Source organism: uncultured Eudoraea sp. (assembly GCF_947260015.1).
Classification (GTDB): Bacteria; Bacteroidota; Bacteroidia; order Flavobacteriales; family Flavobacteriaceae; genus Eudoraea.
The window spans coordinates 193,916-212,881 of the sequence record NZ_CAMYOM010000003.1 but is presented as its reverse complement, the minus strand read 5'-3'; the positions used below and the strand labels follow the sequence as shown (position 1 = coordinate 212,881).

The window sequence follows — 18,966 nt, the reverse complement described above, 5'->3', positions numbered from 1 at the left end:
TAAATTTGCTGTTTGTTATTGGGTATTTATTAAAATAGTGTATATTTGCAGCCCTTTTAGAGGAGAATAATTATAGAATTAATAATCGAGGGTCGGGCACCCTACAAAATTAATGTGATATGCCAGTTAGAATTAGATTACAAAGACACGGAAAAAAAGGAAAACCATATTATTGGGTAGTAGCAGCGGATGCACGCTCAAAAAGAGATGGCAAGTTTCTTGAAAAGTTAGGGAGCTACAACCCAAACACCAATCCTGCTACCATTGAATTAAACATTGATAATGCTGTTCAATGGCTTGTAAACGGAGCTCAACCTTCAGATACAGCCAGAAGAATTTTATCTTATAAAGGTGTTTTATACAAGCATCACTTATTAGGTGGTGTTCGCAAAGGTGCTTTAACTGAAGAACAAGCAGAAGCAAAATTCAATGCCTGGGTTGAGGAAAAAACAAAAACTATTGCCAAAAAAGAGGCGGGATTAGATAAAGAAAAGGCTGAAGCAAAAGCTAAAGCGTTAGAAGCTGAAAAAGAAGTAAACGAAAAACGAGCTTTAGCTGCTGAAGAAGCATTAAATGAAGATGTTGAAGCAGAAATAACTGAAGAGGCTATTGTTGTAACTGAGGAGGCTGGAGCTGAAACAGAAGCAACTGAAAAAGCTAGTGCTGTTACTGAAGAGCCTGAAGCGGAAGTAGCTGTTGCTGAAGAAGTAGTAGAGGAAGCTGCACCTGTTGCCGAAGAAGTTGTGGAGGAAGCTCCTGCTGTTGCTGAAGAAGAAGTTGCCAAAGAGGGTGCTCCTGAAGAAGAAGTAGCCAAAGAGGCCGCTACCGCCAAAGCAGAAGATGCTGCTGCAGAAGGGGACACGGAAGAAAAGCCCGCTGCTTCTGATAAGAAAAAATAATTTTTAGAACGAGATGCAAAAGGAAGATTGTTTCTACCTGGGCAAAATCGTTTCAAAACATAGTTTTAAGGGTGAGGTACTTGTAAAACTCGATACCGATGAGCCCGGGATATACGAAAACATGGAATCAGTTTTTGTTTCATTAGGAAACAATCTGGTTCCATTTTTTATTGAAAAGTGTTACCTTCATAAATCGAATCTGCTACGTATTCGATTTGAAGAAATTTCCAGTGAGACAGATGCCAACCGGATCATAGGGTCTCATTTATATTTGCCTTTGAAATTTCTACCCAAACTTTCCGGAAATAAATTCTATTACCACGAAATTATAGGGTTTACGGTTATAGATAAACAACATGGAGATATTGGGGTTATTACAGGAGTAAATGACGCTGTTTCCCAAGCTCTTTTTGAAATAGAAAAGGATGATAAGCAATTGCTGATCCCGGTTACTGACAATATCATTGACAAAGTAGACAGGCCTAATAAAACCCTTTATGTAACAACCCCTGAAGGATTAGTAGAGCTATATTTCAATTAGCAGGGGATTTCGGCACCGACTTCCAAATTTGCAGTTTGTGTTATTCAGATAAAATTCGCGGGTACATCATCAAAAGATATGTAGACATTTTAATCCGCATGTAGATTTAGAACAAACTGATAATACCATTCCTGGTGAATGAAAATTAATTATATTAAGCCCAATTTACAAGTATTTAGTAAAACTATACAAAACAGAATTTAGAAAAATTCGCTTTATTAATGTATCGTAGCCTTTCCTTTTGTATCCTGATCCTTCTTATTGCCAGCTGTAAAAATAAAACAGAAGAGGTTGCTTCAAAGGAGGTGAAACCCCCTAATGTAATCTTAATTTTTACTGATGATCAGGGCTATCAGGACGTCGGCGTATTCGGAGCTGATGATATCTATACGCCTCACCTGGATCGGATGGCCAGGGAAGGTATAAAATTAAGTAGTTTTTATGCTGCCCAGGCGGTTTGCTCAGCCTCGAGGGCCGGGTTATTAACGGGTTGTTATCCTAATCGTATCGGGATTCACAATGCATTTATGCCTGATAGTAAAATTGGACTGCATCCTTCTGAAACCACCATCGCAGAAATGCTCAAAAAAAATGGATATAACACCGGCATTTTTGGGAAATGGCATTTAGGGGATCATCCGGATTTTTTACCAACCAAACACGGTTTTGATGAGTATTTTGGAATTCCGTATTCCAACGATATGTGGCCTTTTCACCCGCAACAGGGTCCTCTATTTAATTTTGGACCTTTGCCTTTATATGAGAATGAAAACGTTGTTGACACTTTAACCAACCAGTCTCAATTAACCACGCAAATTACCCAGCGAAGCGTAGATTTTATAAACAGGAATAAGGATCGTCCCTTCTTTCTTTATGTACCCCACCCACAACCCCATGTGCCCTTGTTTGTCTCGGATAAGTTCAGGGGAAAGTCGGGCAGAGGATTATATGGCGACGTCATTATGGAGATCGACTGGTCTGTAGGGCAGATTTTGAATGCCTTAAAAGCCAATAATTTAGATGAAAATACAATTGTAATTTTTACTTCGGATAATGGTCCCTGGCTATCATATGGGAATCATGCGGGTAGTGCTTTACCATTTCGTGAAGGTAAAGGCACAGCATGGGAAGGCGGCCATAGAGAGCCATTTATAATAAGATACCCAAAGGGATTAAAAGGAGGCCGGAATATTGACACCCCAGTAATGGCCATTGATATCCTGCCTACGCTGGCCGAAATAACGGGTTCGGAATTACCTGAAATTGTTATTGACGGTAAAAGTGTTTGGAAATTACTTAGCGGAGATAGAAAAGAGAGTCCACAGGAGGCTTATTATTTTTATTACAGGGTGAACGAACTTCACGGCGTGAGATACGGTAAATGGAAACTTTATTTCCCACATAATTACAGAACTATGGAAGGTCAGCAGCCAGGTAAGGATGGTCTTTCCGGAAATTATGTGCATTTAGACTTAAAAGAAATTGAACTTTATAATCTTTCCGAGGACTTAGGCGAAACCGCAAATGTAGCCGCGGAATATCCGGAGGTTGTGGAAAAAATAAAACGGCTGGCAGATTCTATGCGAAAAAAATTAGGAGATTCACTGAAGGAAATAGAAGGAACAGAAAACAGACTGGCAGGTACCATTGAATGAGAAAACCATTTAAATTTAAACAATTCACCATTTACCAGGATCGCTGCGCCATGAAGATAGGCACAGATGGTGTTTTATTGGGAGCCTGGTCTAACATCTCTAATTCACCCGAATCAATTTTGGATATTGGTACCGGTACAGGCATCATTGGGTTAATGCTGGCTCAAAGATGTTATTCAGAACCCATAGATGCCATTGAAATAGATGGGGATGCTTTTGAACAATGTGTGGAGAACTTCGAAGCTTCACCCTGGGCAGACCGTCTTTTTTGTTACCATGCCTCTCTTGATGAATTCCTCGATGAAGTAGATGATAAATATGATCTTATAATTTCTAATCCCCCTTTTTATTCTGAAGAAGTTTCCAGCGGGGATAGTGCAAGGGACCTGGCCCGGCAGAATAGGTCCCTTCCTTTTAATCTTCTTTTAAAAGGAGTGTCTGAGTTGCTCTCCGAGAATGGCATTTTTACCCTGGTAATTCCTTATAAAGAAGAAAAGAATGTACTCAAAGAAGCTTTAAAACACGGACTTTATCCTGCGCGTTTAATGCGTGTAAAAGGCAATCCGGATTCAGAAGTTAAGAGAAGCCTTATGGAATTCCATTTTAATAATTCCGAGGTTTTGATAAATGAACTGATTATCGAAAAGTCAAGACACGAGTATACTGAAGATTATATTAATCTGACGAAAGATTTCTATCTGAAGATGTGAGGTTTAATCCTTTCTGTGGATTGGCCGGGTAAGGCATGTAGGGCCACCTCCACCTTTATTACTGATTTCCTTCCCCTCATAAGTAAAGACAGTACATCCTTCACTGCGTAAAGCATTTTCGGTATAAGGATTTCCCGCTACCATTATGCATTGCCTTGGTGCAACGGCCAGCACATTGCAACCCATAGATTTAAATTCATGTTCAGGCACCTCAACAAAACTAAATCCACGATGCAGCAATTCATTTCTGAATGAAATGGGCATCAGCGGGGAATAAATGACTGCCAGATCTTTATCTACCGGACTTAATATAGACATTAAATGAAAGACATCTGTAGCGCCTTTATAATGCGGAAGTTCCGCCACCACTACTTCAATTTTATATGGGGCCAGCAGTTCTTTTAGTTGTGCAATTCCAGATGAATTAGTACGGTAGGTATGCCCAACGGCCAAAGTATTTTTGTCTAACCAGGCTACATCACCTCCCTCAAGCGTTCCAGGGGCTTTAATTGTCCCTAAAACCGGAATATCATTGGCTTTAAATATTCTATGTTGCGCCTCAGGCTCCAATCTTCTTCCCTCTTTTCCCATTGAACAGATGATCATTCCAAAATCAGTAGCAATTGACGCATCTCGACAATAAATAGAATCAATCTTCGTGTTAGAATCTTTAGGAAAGTGTTTTACTTCCGTATAATTGTTTAATAGTAATGTTTCAAATTTTTCATATTCACTTATGCATTCATCAAATTTAGGTTTTGATATATAATTTAATTCCTGCCATTGTTCGGCTAAAACCTTATCTGAAACAAATCCGTTGCGGACAGATTTCAGGTAAACTGTTTCTAGCTTTAAATATTCTGAATGAGAAGTCTGCATCGTTATTTCTCGCGTTTGTTCCATTTCATCAACACATAGAATGGAATTCCTACCAATAGTAATAGAAAACCATAAAAAACGGTAACTGACCCTGAGCCAAAAATAGCCCATATAGAATATGTCCCCCCCAAAGTTCCCAATGTAAAAGTTTTAACCGCATTGTTGAAATGTAAATTCTTTTCGATCAGCACAATTATGTATGCTGCCGCAACGAATAAATATGGAACTAGTGCTGTGAAAACGGTAATGTTCAATAAAAAAGTAAAAGCTTTTACTAGTCCATCAGAAAGGTTCATGAGCACCAACAGGGATGTTAAACTACTTCCGATCAATAACCCAATATAAGGAGCTCCAGAACTGTTTTCCCGTTTAAAGATTCTTGGAAACATATTATCTTGTGCTGTTGCCATAGGCAATTGTCCTGAGAGTAGAATCCAACCATTTAGACATCCTATGCCGGAAATGGCTGCCCCCGCAGCAATGAAGTATCCTGCAAAATCCCCCCCAATTATTTGACCTGCATCTGCAAAAGGTTTTGGTGAACTAGCCAATTCATCAACAGGTATAATTCCAAACAAAACAACAGAGCTCAATAAATAAACCAATGTGACAATGATGGTTCCTAGCATCGTTGCCTTTGGAATTGTTTTTTCCGGATTTTCAATATTTCCTGCAGGAATCGAGGCACTTTCAATACCCAAAAACGCAAATAAGGTAATTGCAGCAGCACTTGAAATTGCAGTCCAACTTGATTCCCCCGTTAAATTAAAAGATGGAAAATTATTTATGTCAAAAAAGAAAATCCCAACAATTATAACAAAAATCAAGGGTAGTAATTTAAGAACGGTTGTAATCACTTGTATTTTTCCTGAAGATTTCATCCCTTTTGAATTGATCCAGGTCAACAACCAAATCATCACCAACCCCACCGAAACGGCAATTACTGGATTGGTGTCCAATACCGGAAAAAAATGACTTAAAGCACCAATGATAGCAATTACAATAGCGGCGTTACTTACCCAGATGGCAATCCAATAACCCCAGGCTACCAAGAACCCTATAAAATCGCCAAACCCAGCTTTTGAATAGAAATAAGGCCCCCCACTTTTATTGATAAAAATCTTGCTCATATTGCTAAATATTTTTGCCAATACCAATGCTCCCATTGCTGTGAAAACCCAAGCCACTAGGCTTATACTTCCAAAACCAGCTAGTGATGCCGGAATGAGAAATATGCCAGCTCCAATCATATTTCCTATGACAAGCGAAGTAGCTGTAATCAAACCAATTTTTTGAGGTTTTGAATTCATATAAAATGTTTTACGGGAGTTTAATTTATTACGTAAATTAGAAGCATAACCAATATACAATTAATAATCAATGTCAACTAAATTCTTTATAGACCCTGATATTTCAAAAGCAGAGACGTTACCAGCATCTTTTTATCGAGATACTGTTTTTTTTGAGGCAGTTAGGGAACGCATTTTTTACAGGTCCTGGCAATGGATCGGACATGATGGTTTAGTGGATTCCGGGCAGAACGTATATCCATTTATTTTGCTTGATCACTTTTTAACTGAACCCATGCTTTTAACCCGGGATAAGGAAGACAGGGTTTCCTGTCTTACAAACGTGTGCACACATCGAGGGAATTTAGTTGTTGAAAGCACAAAGACGACTAAAAAACTTATCTGCGGCTACCACGGGCGAAGCTTCGATCTTCATGGGAAAATGGAGCATATGCCAGAATTTGAAGACGTTGAGAATTTTCCAAGGCCATGTGACAACCTCAATAAATTTCCATTGCGACATTGGGGACCTTTTTTATTTGTAGGCCTTAATCCTGCATTTGAGCTACAAAAAGTACTGGATGCCATGAATGAAAGAGTGGGATTTTTGCCATTACAGGAGTTCGTTCTGGATGAAAAGCGAGGCAATGACTATTTTATTGATGCAAATTGGGCTCTTTATTGCGATAATTATTTGGAAGGTTTTCATATCCCTTTTGTCCATGAGGACCTGAATGCAGTTTTAGATTACGGCAACTATGATACACTTCTTTATGACTATATGAATTTACAGATAGGCTACGCTGAAGGTACCGAGGAGGTCTTTGATCTTCCAGAAAATCATCCGGATTATGGAAAGAAAATAGCAGCGTATTATTATTGGGTGTTTCCAAATATGATGTTCAATTTTTATCCCTGGGGTGTTTCCGTAAATTTGATCCAACCCCTTGAAATGAATAAAACCAAAGTTTCCTTTTACAGTTATGTTTATGACGCTTCCAAATTGGATAAAGGGGCTGGTTCGCAATTAGATAAGGTAGAAATGGAAGATGAGGCTGTGGTTGAAGGAGTTCAGAAGGGTATACGCTCCCGTTTTTATAAGGCAGGAAGATTTTCACCATCACGTGAAAAAGGGGTGCATCATTTTCACCGGCTTTTGGCAGATTTTATTAATTTATAAATCTTCATTTCAGATCTATTTTCTGTTATAAAATCTACTTTCTCTTGATTGGTTTGTTATATTCCTTTAACTACCTTTGACAAAAATTTTACGGATGAGGCCAGACTTATTTGAAGCACCAGACTACTTTAACCTTGATGAGCTTTTAAGTGAAGAACACAAATTAGTGCGCGATGCCGCCCGTCAGTGGGTAAAGCGTGATGTCACTCCGATAATTGAAGAATTTGCACAAAAAGCGGAATTTCCTCAGCAAATTATAGGTGGACTTGCCGAAATCGGGGCCTTTGGTCCTTATATTCCGGTGGAGTATGGCGGAGCAGGCCTGGACCAGATAAGTTACGGACTAATTATGCAAGAAATTGAACGTGGAGACAGCGGGGTTCGTTCTACGGCTTCGGTGCAATCTTCCTTGGTGATGTATCCCATATTTGCATATGGCACAGAGGAGCAAAAGCAAAAATACTTACCTAAACTTGCTACTGGAGAATACATGGGTTGCTTTGGTCTAACCGAACCTGATCATGGATCTAACCCTAGTGGGATGGCAACCAATTTTAAAGATAAAGGAGATCATTTTTTATTGAATGGGGCCAAGCTTTGGATCTCAAATTCCCCATTTGCGGATATTGCTGTTGTTTGGGCTAAAAATGAAGAAGGAAGAATTCACGGATTAATTGTGGAGAGGGGAATGGAAGGGTTTTCTACTCCGGAAACCCATAATAAATGGTCCCTGAGGGCTTCTGCAACCGGTGAATTAATATTTGATAATGTTAGAGTTCCTAAAGAAAACTTGTTACCCGGCAAAAATGGGTTGGGAGCTCCTTTAGGTTGTCTCGACTCTGCTCGTTACGGCATTGCCTGGGGTGCTATTGGAGCCGCCATGGATTGTTATGATACTGCGCTTCGTTATGCCAGGGAACGAATCCAATTTGGAAAACCCATTGCGGCAACTCAATTGCAGCAAAAGAAATTAGCGGAGATGATTACCGAAATTACCAAGGCTCAACTCCTGGCATTCCGCCTGGGACAATTAAAAAATGAAGGGAGAGCTACTACAGCACAAATTTCTATGGCTAAACGGAACAATGTTGAAATGGCTATTAAAATAGCCCGGGAAGCGAGGCAGGTTCTGGGAGCTATGGGAATAACTGGAGAATATAGTATCATGCGTCATATGATGAACCTGGAAAGTGTAATCACCTATGAAGGTACACATGATATTCACTTACTAATTACAGGTGCCGATATTACAGGCCATAACGCCTTTAAGTAAAACGGGGCTTTAAAATTTCTTAGCTATTACCTCCTGCATATAATCCATATGCTCTGTAGCTTTTTTAGTAAAGGCAAACAGGCTAAGGCACCTATCCAGATTCTGGGTTTCATAAGTCACTTTATAGTAGATATTTCCTTTTAAATAATCTGTTAATGCCCTAATTCCATGTATAAAAGGCATTAATTTTACGCCAAAAGACAAATGCTGAATTTCTTCTTTAGTCAGGAAATCTGAGTTCTTGCTCAGGCCATCAATAAAAGCTTCAAAGAGCCCTTTGTTAAATGTTATTTTACTGAGATCTTTTTCGTCTTCTTTCACGGTATTGACGATAGTACGCACGGCATCACCAAAATCGAAATGAAAATATCCTTTCATTACGGTATCAAGATCTATAAGGCATAGTGCTTTTTTATCCTCCTTATGAAAAAGAATATTATTTAGTTTGGTATCATTATGACATATTCTAATGGGTAAGTTCCCGGGGTCATAAAAACGTACTTCCTCAAGGGTCATTTTTGCAAAAAGAATCGCCTTTTCAGCATCTTTTAATTTGTCTGGCGCAGCGCGGTCTGTGGCTTCTGTAAACTGCCGGGCCCTGAGATTAAGATCGTGAAACCCGGGGATGGAATCTTTAAAAATATCAAGAGGAGCCTCTTGCAGCAGGGAATGGAATTTACCAATAATTTTACCTGCTTCTAAAGCTATTCCTTCATCCTGCGTAGTATTAAAAGCAACACTATCAGGAACCATTGTCAGCATTCGCCAGTAGTCACTTTTATTAATTTTTAAATAAGGCTTGCCATCAATAGTCCTTATCAGGGATATTTGGTTATAGTTTTTGTCATATAAGTACGGTAGTGCATACTGAATGTTCTGCATTAATAGGTCAATATTGCTAAAGACCTGTGCATTAAGCCTTTGCAAAATATAGGTAGGTACATCATCTAGTAGGAGGGCGTAAGTGTCATTTATATACCCTTGACTTATGGGCTTTATTTCATAGTCTTTTCTCTCAATGGAAAAGTAAGGCAAAACAGCGTTGGGGCCATTGCTATCCATTGATACTTAGTCTATACAGATTCAACCGGCCATAGTGGCGTTCTGTATTCTCCGATATTTGTCATGTCCTGCAATTCCTGCATTGCTATTTCCTTGTCATCAGCATATGTAATGCCAAACCAATTACTGTCTGAAGGAATTACATCAACTGTGGTTTCATTTTGAACTAACATTTTCTGTATCACAAAAGGTATATAAACTTCCCCACTGGCTATGTTTTCCTTATTCTCAAGAAAAATCCGAATGTCATTTTCAATATGTTCAAAAATAGTAGGATTGCAGATCCAAAAATTCATACTTACCAGTTCATTTCCACTAAAGTGAAGTCCGGAATCTGTATCTGTGAGTCCTCCATCAACTTTTTGAATTTTTGTGCGTTCCACTACCGAGTGCAATTTATTTCCATCTCTTTTACAAACTCCCCTGGAAACCGAACCATGCTCTGAAAGTGTGTCCTGAAGGGTATATGCCACCAATGCATATGCATCTTTGTTCTCGTTTGATTTTATGAATTCTGATGCATTTTTATATGCTCCCTTTCCATAGTAGTCGTCTGCATTTATAATTGCAAAAGGATTTTTAATGACATGTCTCGCAGTCCAAACTGCATGCGCAGTACCCCAGGGTTTACTCCTTTCTCCATTAAATTCAGTTCCGTCAGGCAGGTCTGTAAGTTCCTGTGATAGGACATCGAGCTTTATATTCTCGGGTAATTTTGGAGACAAGTAATTCTTTAAAAATTCAACATTGTCTTTTTGAGTAATTACAACTATATGATTAAAACCATTTTCCATAGCGTCGTAAATACTGAATTCCATAAGAAATTCACCTTTGGGACCTAAGCCGTCGAATTGTTTAAGTTTTCCATATCGGCTACCTCTTCCGGCTGCCATAAGTAAGAGAGTCATAGTTCTGCTATTATGGCCGCAAAAATAAGTTTTTATACGGGAACTAGTAAACTCGATTACGATTTTGCCTAAAATTAAACCTGATTTATGTCATATTATATTGAGCTTAAATCGAATAGATTTGTTTAAACACTTTTTCAGATGTGTAACTTAGTACGTAAATACAATATCCCGGGTCCGCGATATACCAGTTATCCTACAGTTCCCTACTGGAATATGGAAACATTTTCCGGAAAAGCCTGGAAAGCTACAATAAAGAGAAGTTTTGATGAAAGCAATTCCAATGAGGGAATTAGTCTTTATATTCATTTGCCATTTTGTGAACAAATGTGTACGTTTTGCGGTTGTCATAAGCGTATTACAAAAAGGCATGAGGTAGAAAAACCTTATATACACACCTTATTGAAGGAGTGGAGTTTATATTGCGAACTTTTTGATGCCAAGCCCAAAATTAAGGAATTACATTTGGGAGGAGGTACCCCGACTTTCTTTTCTCCTGAACACCTTAAAATATTAATCAACGGAATATTCAGGTTTGCCGAAAGAGCCCAAAACTATGAATTTAGTTTTGAAGGACATCCCAATAACACAACAAGGAAACATTTACAGGTACTATATGATCTAGGGTTTAGAAGAGTGAGTTATGGCGTACAAGATTATAACGTTACAGTACAAAAAGCAATACACCGTATTCAGCCTTTTGAGAATGTAAGAGATGTTACGGAATGGTCTCGTGAAATTGGATTTACATCTGTAGGCCATGATCTAATTTTTGGACTCCCACATCAAACTTTGGAACATGTTAAGGATACAATTTTAAAAACCAAATTGTTAATGCCTGATCGTTTGGCATTTTATAGTTATGCTCATGTGCCCTGGCTTAAAGGGAATGGCCAAAGAGGATATAATGATATAGATCTGCCCACTGCTGAAGAAAAGCGTAACCAGTATGAGAATGGAAAAGCCTTACTAGCTGAGGTAGGTTACCACGAAATTGGAATGGATCATTTTGCTCTGGAAAGCGATTCTTTGTACACTGCAATGGCTTCTGGAAAACTTCATAGAAATTTTATGGGATATACCGCCTCCAAAACGCAATTGATGATTGGCCTTGGAGTTTCTAGTATTGGTGATAGCTGGTATAGTTTTGCACAGAATGTTAAAAGCCTGGAGGAATATGAACACCTGGTTGGGAATAATATTATGCCTATTTACAGAGGACATATTTTAACAGATGAAGATCAATTTATAAGAAGACAAATATTAAATTTAATGTGTAGCTTTGAGTCAAGTTGGGATCAGGAAAGTGAAAATATGGATCTTTTTGAACAGATCCTGAACAGACTAAGGGAAATGGAAAAAGACGAATTAATTGAAATTAGCGTTAATAAAGTTAGAGTTACTGAAAAGGGAAGACCTTTTATAAGAAACATATGTATGGCATTTGATTTGTTGTTACATAGGAAAGCTCCTGAAACCAGGCTTTTTTCCATGACCATTTAATAGTGTTTTATTCACCTTAAAATCTAAGAACATGAAAACAATCATAGTACCTATTGACTTCTCCGAGCAATCTGAATACGCCTTAAAAGCTGCAGCCTCCCTCTCCAAAAAACATGGAGCAGAGATTATTGCACTTCATATGCTGGAATTAAATGAGGCAATGATTTCATCTTCGGAAGGATTTCATCCTGAACAAACCGTGTTTCTCATTAAAATGGCTGAAAAACGAATTACTGAGTTTTTAGACAAGCCTTACTTAAAGGATGTAAAAAAAGTAATTCCTATTATAAAACATTTTAAGGTATTTAGTGAAGTAAATGATGTTGCCGAAAAACATGGGGCCGATATGATTATAATGGGTTCTCATGGTAGTGATGGGCTTAAGGAAATATTTGTAGGTTCCAATGCGGAAAAAGTAGTGAGAAATTCTAAAATTCCGGTTCTTGTTATTAAAGATGAAATGGAAGATTTTAAAGCTGAAAATTTTGTATTTGCCTGCGCATTTAAAGATGAAAGTCTTATTGCATTTAAAAAAGCCAAGGAATTTGCTGATAAATTATCGGCAAAACTGCATTTGGTCTATATAAATACTCCTGGAGATAATTTTTTAAGTACGCAGGATGCTTATGAAAAAGTAAACAAGTATTTGCTAAAAGCTGGTGCAGGCAAAGAAGTGAATATTTATAATGATTATAGCGTAGAGAAGGGCGTTTTAAATTTTAGTGAAAGTATCCATGCCGATGTAATCGGAATCCCTACTCATGGCAGAAAAGGGCTATCACATTTCTTTATGGGCAGTATTGGGGAGGATATTACCAATCATTCCAAAATTCCTGTAATCACATTCAAATTATAGTTTTAGGTTAAATAATTAATTGATAGTTAAGGGAGAATCAAATAAAGATTCTCCCTTATTTATTTGCGACGTCATTTGAATTAGATAAAATAATAGTTTGGGACAGACCACGGAGCTTATTGAGTATTGAGCATCGGAAACAGCTTTTTTAATTCCTCATCTGTAGGTTGTTTTCCGTATTCACAAATTTCAAAACTCTCTGTATGCTTTACTTCAGAAGCTTTTTCTCCATACCATTTTTGTAAAGTCGCTATCGCAGTTTTATTGGGTGCAGATGATCGCCAGTTAGCCAGCATTACCAATCGTTCTTTTTCGTCCTTAGGAACCTTATCCAGATTTCCTGAAGTCCATGGAAGCCATTCGAAGAATTGGGATTCATGTGCGGCCATAGCGTATATCTTCTGATCGAATACCGTATCAATATTTATGACTATATCAGGACTAAAAGGATTAGGGCGTTGAAAGCTATCTTCAGAATATAAAAAAACAGGATTCTTTTTTAGCGGAGGTGTATCTGCGGCAATATTAGGTACGATAACCATATATGCCGCATCCTGAATTAATATACCCGTGTATCGGTGATCAGGGTGGTAATCATTAGGCCTGGGAGCAATAACAACATCTGCATTCCATTTTCTTATCTCACGGATGACCTTTAATCTGTTTTCCAGCGTAGGCATAAGTTCTCCGTCGTGATTATCTAAAACTGTATATTCTACCCCAAATCGCTGCCCTGCTTCTTTTGCTTCGGCAATCCTGACTTTGGCCAATGCTCCACCCCCTTTGTTATAGTGACCGGCATCGCCATTAGTAAGGGAAACAAATTTTACCCTATGGCCCATCCTGGCTAATAGTATAGCCGTTCCTCCTGTATCTATATCACAATCATCTGGATGTGCGCCAAAAACAATTACATTTATTGGATCAGTTTGGGAATTACTAAAATGTACAGTGAAAACAATTAAAAGGCAGAAAATCAGATTTTTCATAATTCATAAATTAGGTTAATTTCATACCACTTGGATCCCAGTTAACCGGCTTATTTTTGTAATAACTTTCATTTGCTAGTAAGGCGGCCCCTGCTGCCCTAAGGCCAAAATTAGGATCCTGAATTATTGTGTTCTTGCCACGAATGGCCTGAAAGAAATTGTAAAAATGGTCATAATGACCTCCTTTGTAATCATCTGGTGCCTCCCAAAGTGTTTCCCCGAGATTCAGAGCAGATTCTCTGCTTTCCAGGTTTTTGGATTCATATTCTTTCTTGATTTTCGCTTGTGTTGCTTCTGTATAAGCAACCAGGGAATATCTGCTGGGTGTCATTCCTAATTTGGTACGCACAAGTTTTACAGAATCGGAACTTACCTCCATTGCTCCTTCTGTTCCGACAAGCTTAAAACCTCCACCTCCACCTGATCCAGCAATAAAATTGACCCTGAATGAGGCATTAAATGCAGCATGTGTCTCAGATTCCGGATAATCATAAAAAGTCAATGTTACGTCCGGAACATCACGCCCGTCCTTCCAGTAGCGCAGACCACCAGTGGATAAGGCCCTGGAAGGCCCTTGTGAACTGATTATATAATTTAATGTTGAAAATGCATGAACAAAGAGATCTCCGGCAACCCCGGTTCCATAATCCCTGTAATTTCGCCATCTAAAAAAACGAGTGCTATCAAAGGGAACTTGAGGAGCGGTTCCCAGGAAGGTATCAAAATCTACCGTAGTTGGATCAGCATCGGGAGGAATGGGATACTGCCATGCTCCTTCTGAAGAATAGCGATCGTTATACATATCCAGCATCACCAGGTCCCCAATTGCACCATCCTCATAAAGAAGCCTTGCCTTTTCGTTTCCCAAAGAAGACATCCCCTGACTTCCTATCTGGCATAACATCCCGGTATCTTTTTGAGCCTTAATTATTTCATGGCCTTCTTTAAAATTTTGTACCATGGGCTTTTCACAGTAGACGGCCTTGCCGGCTTTCATTGCCTCAATAGTGATTTTTTTATGCCAGTGATCAGGGACGGCCACAATAACGGCATCTACATCACTGCGGTTAAGGATCTCACGATAATCTCTGGTAACAGTAATATCTTCTCCCCAAAGCTCTTTAGCCCTGTCTAACCTGCCAAGGTACAGATCACAGGCGGCTACAAGTTTAACGCCCTGTACTTTTAATGCAGCAGTAGTGTCGTATATCCCCTGGATACCGGATCCTATTAGTGCCAGATTAATCTGATCATTTATGCCATAGGTGTTTTCGGTATATGTTCTTTTTAGTAATAATTTTTGTTTATAGGAAGAGGCTAAAATTTGTGGTGCTGTAGAAATTGCAGCTGCACCTAAACCGGCCCGTTTTAAAAATAATCTTCTTGATTGCTTCTTTTTCATGTTGGAGTACTAAGGTTAATACTTTCTTTTTAAAGAAGCTTAAATTACAATTTTTTTAAGAAGTACTCCAAGAAGTTAATCAGACAGGTAAAAAGGTTTTGTTTAATTCTAAATCAGTGGCCAGGTCATTTATTGTTTTAGTTTCCAGAAGTGTAATCATTTTTGATCTTGAAGGGCTTATTAATCTGTGGATCGGACATGGTTTTTGCTCATTGCAGTCTTCTAAACCCAGTATACAGGATTCCAATTTTTTCTTGCCATCAATCACTTCTATAATTTGCATTATGGTTTCATTTCTATTGGATGCATTAAGATAAAATCCACCTTTAGGGCCTTTTGTGGAGGAGATGATTTTACGTTTGGAAAGTTCTTGTAATAGTTTGGCTATATAGGCTTTTGGTACGTTTATTCTTTCACTAATATCTTTTACCATTATTTTATTAATCTCATCGGTATGTAGCGCGAGATACAATACGGCTTTTAGGGCATATTTCGAAGAATTTGAAAGCATAATTCGTATTTAAAATTCAATTACAAGGATAATAAGATATTTTTATCTTAAATATGATTAATATCATGTTTTTATTGCCTTACCACTCCTATTTTTGGGCAATAATTAACAAAAATAAAAGAATGAAACAACTAATTAAGAATATCGTATTCCTGCTTGCACTTTTATTGATAGGTTGCGGTGAAAAAGAAGAAAAGAAAAAAGAAGGATTTAGTGTCACCAGACAAAAGACTGAAACGGAGAAGCCTGCCAGCACTCCTGCTACTGAAGTGACAAAAGCATCAGAGCGTATCGATCTAACTAACAAAGGTTTAGGGCCTGTGACTTCAGTCACCTTAAATCCGGAAATTGATCAGGCAATGGCAAGCACAGGAAAAGAAGTATATGACAAAATGTGCCTTGCATGCCATAGAATAGGCAAAAAATTCATTGGTCCTGCCCCTAACGGTATCCTTGAGAGACGTACACCGGAATGGGTTATGAACATGATTCTTAATCCGGAACAGATGGTAAAAGAAGATCCCTTAGCCAAAGATTTGTTGGTAGAGTTTAACGGTTCACCAATGGCGAATCAAGGTCTTACTGAAGAACAGGCAAGGGCTGTCCTGGAGTATTTTAGAACTTTATAATAAACAATCATATGAAAACAATAACTAAATTAAGATTGCTTGTGGGTTCATTTTTTATGCTGATTTTATTTGTCGGTTGTAAAAATGAAGCTAAACCAGAAGGAACAACTTCATCAACAACAACACCAACTGAAGTAAATAAAGAACGAGGCCAGGCCTTTATTGAAGATGACGGATCAACGCCCAATGTACTACAGATTGCTATTGGTTCTCCGGATCATACAACGCTGGTTGCAGCAGTACAAGCTGCCGACCTTGAAAATGTTCTGGTAAATGCCGGGCCATTAATGGTATTTGCCCCTACAAATGAGGCCTTTGACGCACTACCTGAAGGAACCGTAGATAATTTATTAAAACCTGAAAACAAGGAGGCTTTGGCAAATATCTTAAAGTATCATGTTACGCCTGGAAATTATTCTAAAGATTTTCTAAAGAAGTTTAAAAAATTAGGGCAGGCCAATGATCAAAGTGTAATGATTGTTGTTGAAGGGGATGATGTTTTTGTTGGAGGCGCTAAAATAATAGGGAGTGTCAAAGGAGGTAATGGTATTGTCCATGTAGTAGACAAGGTAATGTTGCCGCCGGAGGAATAGAAAACATTAATCAATTAAAACTAAAAATAAAACAATGAAAAATTTAAACTATTTAATTTGTATCCTCTTTGGGTTAGGAATTACCTTTAGCAGTTGCAACAATCAATCTCAGAAATCCAATGGGGCTTTATCCTCAAGCGCTGCTGAAAAGGTATACGTAGCTCCTGGTGAACAAGACGAATTCTACGCTTTCCTTTCTGGAGGCTATAGCGGTAACCTTACTGTTTATGGACTTCCCTCAGGACGATTGTTCAAGGAAATCCCGGTATTCTCACAATTCCCAACCTCAGGATATGGTTATTCGGAAGAAACCAAACCAATGTTGAATACTTCCTTTGGATTTATTCCTTGGGATGATTTACACCACCCTGATATTTCACAAACCAATGGTGAATTGGATGGTCGATGGATTTTTGTAAACGGTAACAATACTCCGCGTATAGCAAGGGTAAGTTTGAGTACTTTTGAGACTGAAGAGATTATCGAGGTTCCGAACAGTGCAGGTAACCACAGTTCGTCATTCATTACGGAAAACACCGAGTATGTGGTGGCTGGAACACGATTTTCGGTACCTGTACCACAGCGCGATATGCCTATTAATGAATACAAAGGAAATTTTAAAGGCGCTTTGTCTTTTATTAGTGTAGCGCCTGATAACGGGCGATTAAATCTGGAATTCCAGGTGTTGATGCCAGGGTTCAATTATGATCTTTCGCATCCAGGTCGTGGAAAATCTCATGGGTGGTTCTTTTTTACAACTTATAATACCGAAGAGGCCAGTTCTTTATTGGAAGTCAATGCCTCGCAAAATGACAAGGATTTTATCGCCGCTGTAAACTGGAAAAAAATAGAGGAGTATGTTAAAAATGGAGGAGGAACTAAGATGCCCGCTGACTATGCCCACAATGTATACGACGAGGAGACTCATACCGGAACTTCTACCATGAAAAAAGAGGTAATTACTGTAGATCCCACCCAAGTACCGGGATCTTTGTACTTTTTACCTACTCCTAAATCGCCACATGGTTGTGATGTAGATCCAACAGGACAATATATTATCGGTAATGGAAAATTATCTGCAGACCTAACTGTGCACTCGTTTGATAAAATGTTGGCCGCGATCGAAGGCGAAAAATTCGATGGTGATGCTTATGGCATTCCTATTTTGAAATTTGAAGATGTCTTGGCTGGTACTGTTAAAAGTGGAGGATTGGGCCCACTTCATACCGAATTCGATGACAAGGGCAATGCTTATACGACCTTCTTTATTTCTTCGGAAGTTGTAAAATGGAAAGTTGGCACATGGGAGGTTATCGATAGAAAACCAACCTATTATTCCGTAGGACATTTAATGATTCCTGGTGGAAATTCAAGGAAGCCTTTCGGGAAATATGTGGTAGCTATGAACAAGATTACGAAAGACCGGTATCTTCCTACTGGTCCTGAAATGGAGCACTCTGCTCAGCTTTACGATATTTCAGGAGAAAAAATGGAATTGTTATTAGATTTCCCAACGCACGGGGAACCACATTATGCTGCTGGTTGTCCTGCCGAGTTGTTAGCATCAAATTCGAAAAAGATCTATCGACTGGATGACAACAAACATAAATATGCTACGATAGGTGTTGATGATGCGCGTGTTGAACGGAATGGGAATGAAGTGCATGTTTATATGTCTACCATCCGAAGTCATTTTACACCTGACAATATTGAGGGTGTTAAAGTAGGGGATAAGGTTTATTTCCATATCACCAACCACGAGCAAGATTTTGACGTGCCACATGGTTTCTCCATTATTGGTCAGGGGACTTCCGAAATTTTAGTAATGCCAGGGCAAACCAAGACCTCGTTATGGGAACCTAAAAAGGTTGGGGTATGGCCATTCTACTGTACCGATTTTTGTTCTGCCTTACACCAGGAAATGCAAGGTTATGTTAGAGTATCTCCTGCTAATTCAAATATTGACCTTTCTTGGTCTTTAGGCGAATGAAAGTACTCTGGTAGATAATTTTATTTCACACATAAAAGCGGGCTGGGTCCTAGACCTGCCCGCTTTATTCACAAATTAAAGTATCCTTCCAAAGCCA

At 38.6% G+C, this 18,966-nt stretch carries 18 protein-coding genes; 11 read left to right on the top strand and 7 right to left on the bottom strand.

Annotation, left to right across the window (positions count from 1 at the left end; genetic code table 11):
• Positions 1-119 precede the first annotated feature (119 nt).
• The 4 genes from Q0X66_RS03120 (at position 120) to Q0X66_RS03105 (ending at position 3,805) form a co-directional block, all read left to right on the top strand.
• Complete coding sequence (locus Q0X66_RS03120) at positions 120-899, top strand: 30S ribosomal protein S16 (RefSeq protein ID WP_297703072.1); 780 nt, start codon at positions 120-122, stop codon at positions 897-899.
• 13 nt (positions 900-912) lie between these two features.
• Positions 913-1,440: a ribosome maturation factor RimM gene (gene rimM / locus Q0X66_RS03115; protein WP_297703070.1), complete on the top strand. Its 528-nt coding sequence runs from the start codon at positions 913-915 to the stop codon at positions 1,438-1,440.
• A gap of 221 nt (positions 1,441-1,661) precedes the next feature.
• The gene (locus Q0X66_RS03110) at positions 1,662-3,095 is read left to right on the top strand and encodes a sulfatase (protein ID WP_297703068.1); all 1,434 of its coding nucleotides are present in this window, start codon (positions 1,662-1,664) and stop codon (positions 3,093-3,095) included.
• Positions 3,092-3,805 (top strand): methyltransferase, encoded by a 714-nt coding sequence (locus Q0X66_RS03105; protein ID WP_297703066.1) that lies wholly within the window; start codon positions 3,092-3,094, stop codon positions 3,803-3,805. Before Q0X66_RS03110 ends, Q0X66_RS03105 begins: the two co-directional genes overlap by 4 nt.
• 3 nt (positions 3,806-3,808) lie before the next feature.
• Here the strand turns inward: Q0X66_RS03105 and Q0X66_RS03100 are convergent, their stop codons facing one another.
• Positions 3,809-4,708 (bottom strand): dimethylarginine dimethylaminohydrolase family protein, encoded by a 900-nt coding sequence (locus Q0X66_RS03100; RefSeq protein ID WP_297703064.1) that lies wholly within the window; start codon positions 4,706-4,708, stop codon positions 3,809-3,811.
• Positions 4,687-5,994, bottom strand: a complete 1,308-nt coding sequence (locus tag Q0X66_RS03095; protein WP_297703062.1) for an amino acid permease — start codon at positions 5,992-5,994, stop codon at positions 4,687-4,689. The genes Q0X66_RS03100 and Q0X66_RS03095 overlap by 22 nt, the downstream gene beginning before the upstream one ends.
• A gap of 70 nt (positions 5,995-6,064) precedes the next feature.
• Between Q0X66_RS03095 and Q0X66_RS03090 the strand changes: the two genes are divergently transcribed.
• Both Q0X66_RS03090 and Q0X66_RS03085 read left to right on the top strand, forming a co-directional pair.
• Positions 6,065-7,153 carry an SRPBCC family protein gene (locus Q0X66_RS03090; RefSeq protein ID WP_297703060.1) on the top strand — a complete coding sequence of 363 codons (1,089 nt, stop codon included), beginning with the start codon at positions 6,065-6,067 and terminating at the stop codon, positions 7,151-7,153.
• Positions 7,154-7,247: 94 nt separating this feature from the next.
• Complete coding sequence (locus tag Q0X66_RS03085; RefSeq protein WP_297703058.1) at positions 7,248-8,426, top strand: acyl-CoA dehydrogenase family protein; 1,179 nt, start codon at positions 7,248-7,250, stop codon at positions 8,424-8,426.
• A gap of 9 nt (positions 8,427-8,435) precedes the next feature.
• Here Q0X66_RS03085 and Q0X66_RS03080 read toward each other — a convergent pair whose 3' ends face one another.
• Together Q0X66_RS03080 and Q0X66_RS03075 are read right to left on the bottom strand one after the other, a co-directional pair.
• Positions 8,436-9,488: an aminoglycoside phosphotransferase family protein gene (locus tag Q0X66_RS03080; protein WP_297703056.1), complete on the bottom strand. Its 1,053-nt coding sequence runs from the start codon at positions 9,486-9,488 to the stop codon at positions 8,436-8,438.
• 11 nt (positions 9,489-9,499) lie between these two features.
• The gene (locus Q0X66_RS03075; protein WP_297703054.1) at positions 9,500-10,396 is read right to left on the bottom strand and encodes a sugar phosphate nucleotidyltransferase; all 897 of its coding nucleotides are present in this window, start codon (positions 10,394-10,396) and stop codon (positions 9,500-9,502) included.
• 141 nt (positions 10,397-10,537) lie between these two features.
• Between Q0X66_RS03075 and hemN the strand changes: the two genes are divergently transcribed.
• Both hemN and Q0X66_RS03065 read left to right on the top strand, forming a co-directional pair.
• Positions 10,538-11,899, top strand: a complete 1,362-nt coding sequence (gene hemN / locus Q0X66_RS03070; protein ID WP_297703052.1) for an oxygen-independent coproporphyrinogen III oxidase — start codon at positions 10,538-10,540, stop codon at positions 11,897-11,899.
• Between the two features lie 31 nt (positions 11,900-11,930).
• The gene (locus tag Q0X66_RS03065; RefSeq protein ID WP_297703050.1) at positions 11,931-12,755 is read left to right on the top strand and encodes a universal stress protein; all 825 of its coding nucleotides are present in this window, start codon (positions 11,931-11,933) and stop codon (positions 12,753-12,755) included.
• Positions 12,756-12,871: 116 nt separating this feature from the next.
• Here the strand turns inward: Q0X66_RS03065 and Q0X66_RS03060 are convergent, their stop codons facing one another.
• The 3 genes from Q0X66_RS03060 to Q0X66_RS03050 form a co-directional block, all read right to left on the bottom strand.
• Complete coding sequence (locus tag Q0X66_RS03060; RefSeq protein ID WP_297703048.1) at positions 12,872-13,744, bottom strand: PIG-L family deacetylase; 873 nt, start codon at positions 13,742-13,744, stop codon at positions 12,872-12,874.
• Between the two features lie 10 nt (positions 13,745-13,754).
• The gene (locus Q0X66_RS03055; protein ID WP_297703046.1) at positions 13,755-15,146 is read right to left on the bottom strand and encodes a Gfo/Idh/MocA family oxidoreductase; all 1,392 of its coding nucleotides are present in this window, start codon (positions 15,144-15,146) and stop codon (positions 13,755-13,757) included.
• Between the two features lie 79 nt (positions 15,147-15,225).
• Positions 15,226-15,657, bottom strand: a complete 432-nt coding sequence (locus Q0X66_RS03050; protein WP_297703044.1) for an Rrf2 family transcriptional regulator — start codon at positions 15,655-15,657, stop codon at positions 15,226-15,228.
• Positions 15,658-15,779: 122 nt separating this feature from the next.
• Here Q0X66_RS03050 and Q0X66_RS03045 point away from each other — a divergent pair, with 122 nt between their 5' ends.
• Genes Q0X66_RS03045 through nosZ form a run of 3 tightly spaced genes read left to right on the top strand, consistent with a single transcriptional unit; the run spans position 15,780 to position 18,869 of the window.
• Positions 15,780-16,286: a cytochrome c gene (locus Q0X66_RS03045; RefSeq protein ID WP_297703042.1), complete on the top strand. Its 507-nt coding sequence runs from the start codon at positions 15,780-15,782 to the stop codon at positions 16,284-16,286.
• An 11-nt stretch (positions 16,287-16,297) separates the two neighbouring features.
• On the top strand, positions 16,298-16,879 hold the full coding sequence (locus Q0X66_RS03040) for a fasciclin domain-containing protein (RefSeq protein ID WP_297703040.1): 582 nt from the start codon (positions 16,298-16,300) through the stop codon (positions 16,877-16,879).
• A gap of 34 nt (positions 16,880-16,913) precedes the next feature.
• The gene (gene nosZ / locus Q0X66_RS03035; RefSeq protein ID WP_297703038.1) at positions 16,914-18,869 is read left to right on the top strand and encodes a Sec-dependent nitrous-oxide reductase; all 1,956 of its coding nucleotides are present in this window, start codon (positions 16,914-16,916) and stop codon (positions 18,867-18,869) included.
• Positions 18,870-18,966: the final 97 nt, after the last annotated feature.

What these genes read in the sequence shown, in the direction of transcription:
- Q0X66_RS03120 (WP_297703072.1), top strand. Translation starts at nt 120, where the DNA reads ATGCCAGTTAGAATTAGATTACAAAGACACGGAAAAAAAGGAAAACCA.
- rimM (WP_297703070.1), top strand. Translation starts at nt 913, where the DNA reads ATGCAAAAGGAAGATTGTTTCTACCTGGGCAAAATCGTTTCAAAACAT.
- Q0X66_RS03110 (WP_297703068.1), top strand. Translation starts at nt 1,662, where the DNA reads ATGTATCGTAGCCTTTCCTTTTGTATCCTGATCCTTCTTATTGCCAGC.
- Q0X66_RS03105 (WP_297703066.1), top strand. Translation starts at nt 3,092, where the DNA reads ATGAGAAAACCATTTAAATTTAAACAATTCACCATTTACCAGGATCGC.
- Q0X66_RS03100 (WP_297703064.1), bottom strand. Translation starts at nt 4,708, where the DNA reads ATGGAACAAACGCGAGAAATAACGATGCAGACTTCTCATTCAGAATAT.
- Q0X66_RS03095 (WP_297703062.1), bottom strand. Translation starts at nt 5,994, where the DNA reads ATGAATTCAAAACCTCAAAAAATTGGTTTGATTACAGCTACTTCGCTT.
- Q0X66_RS03090 (WP_297703060.1), top strand. Translation starts at nt 6,065, where the DNA reads ATGTCAACTAAATTCTTTATAGACCCTGATATTTCAAAAGCAGAGACG.
- Q0X66_RS03085 (WP_297703058.1), top strand. Translation starts at nt 7,248, where the DNA reads ATGAGGCCAGACTTATTTGAAGCACCAGACTACTTTAACCTTGATGAG.
- Q0X66_RS03080 (WP_297703056.1), bottom strand. Translation starts at nt 9,488, where the DNA reads ATGGATAGCAATGGCCCCAACGCTGTTTTGCCTTACTTTTCCATTGAG.
- Q0X66_RS03075 (WP_297703054.1), bottom strand. Translation starts at nt 10,396, where the DNA reads ATGACTCTCTTACTTATGGCAGCCGGAAGAGGTAGCCGATATGGAAAA.
- hemN (WP_297703052.1), top strand. Translation starts at nt 10,538, where the DNA reads ATGTGTAACTTAGTACGTAAATACAATATCCCGGGTCCGCGATATACC.
- Q0X66_RS03065 (WP_297703050.1), top strand. Translation starts at nt 11,931, where the DNA reads ATGAAAACAATCATAGTACCTATTGACTTCTCCGAGCAATCTGAATAC.
- Q0X66_RS03060 (WP_297703048.1), bottom strand. Translation starts at nt 13,744, where the DNA reads ATGAAAAATCTGATTTTCTGCCTTTTAATTGTTTTCACTGTACATTTT.
- Q0X66_RS03055 (WP_297703046.1), bottom strand. Translation starts at nt 15,146, where the DNA reads ATGAAAAAGAAGCAATCAAGAAGATTATTTTTAAAACGGGCCGGTTTA.
- Q0X66_RS03050 (WP_297703044.1), bottom strand. Translation starts at nt 15,657, where the DNA reads ATGCTTTCAAATTCTTCGAAATATGCCCTAAAAGCCGTATTGTATCTC.
- Q0X66_RS03045 (WP_297703042.1), top strand. Translation starts at nt 15,780, where the DNA reads ATGAAACAACTAATTAAGAATATCGTATTCCTGCTTGCACTTTTATTG.
- Q0X66_RS03040 (WP_297703040.1), top strand. Translation starts at nt 16,298, where the DNA reads ATGAAAACAATAACTAAATTAAGATTGCTTGTGGGTTCATTTTTTATG.
- nosZ (WP_297703038.1), top strand. Translation starts at nt 16,914, where the DNA reads ATGAAAAATTTAAACTATTTAATTTGTATCCTCTTTGGGTTAGGAATT.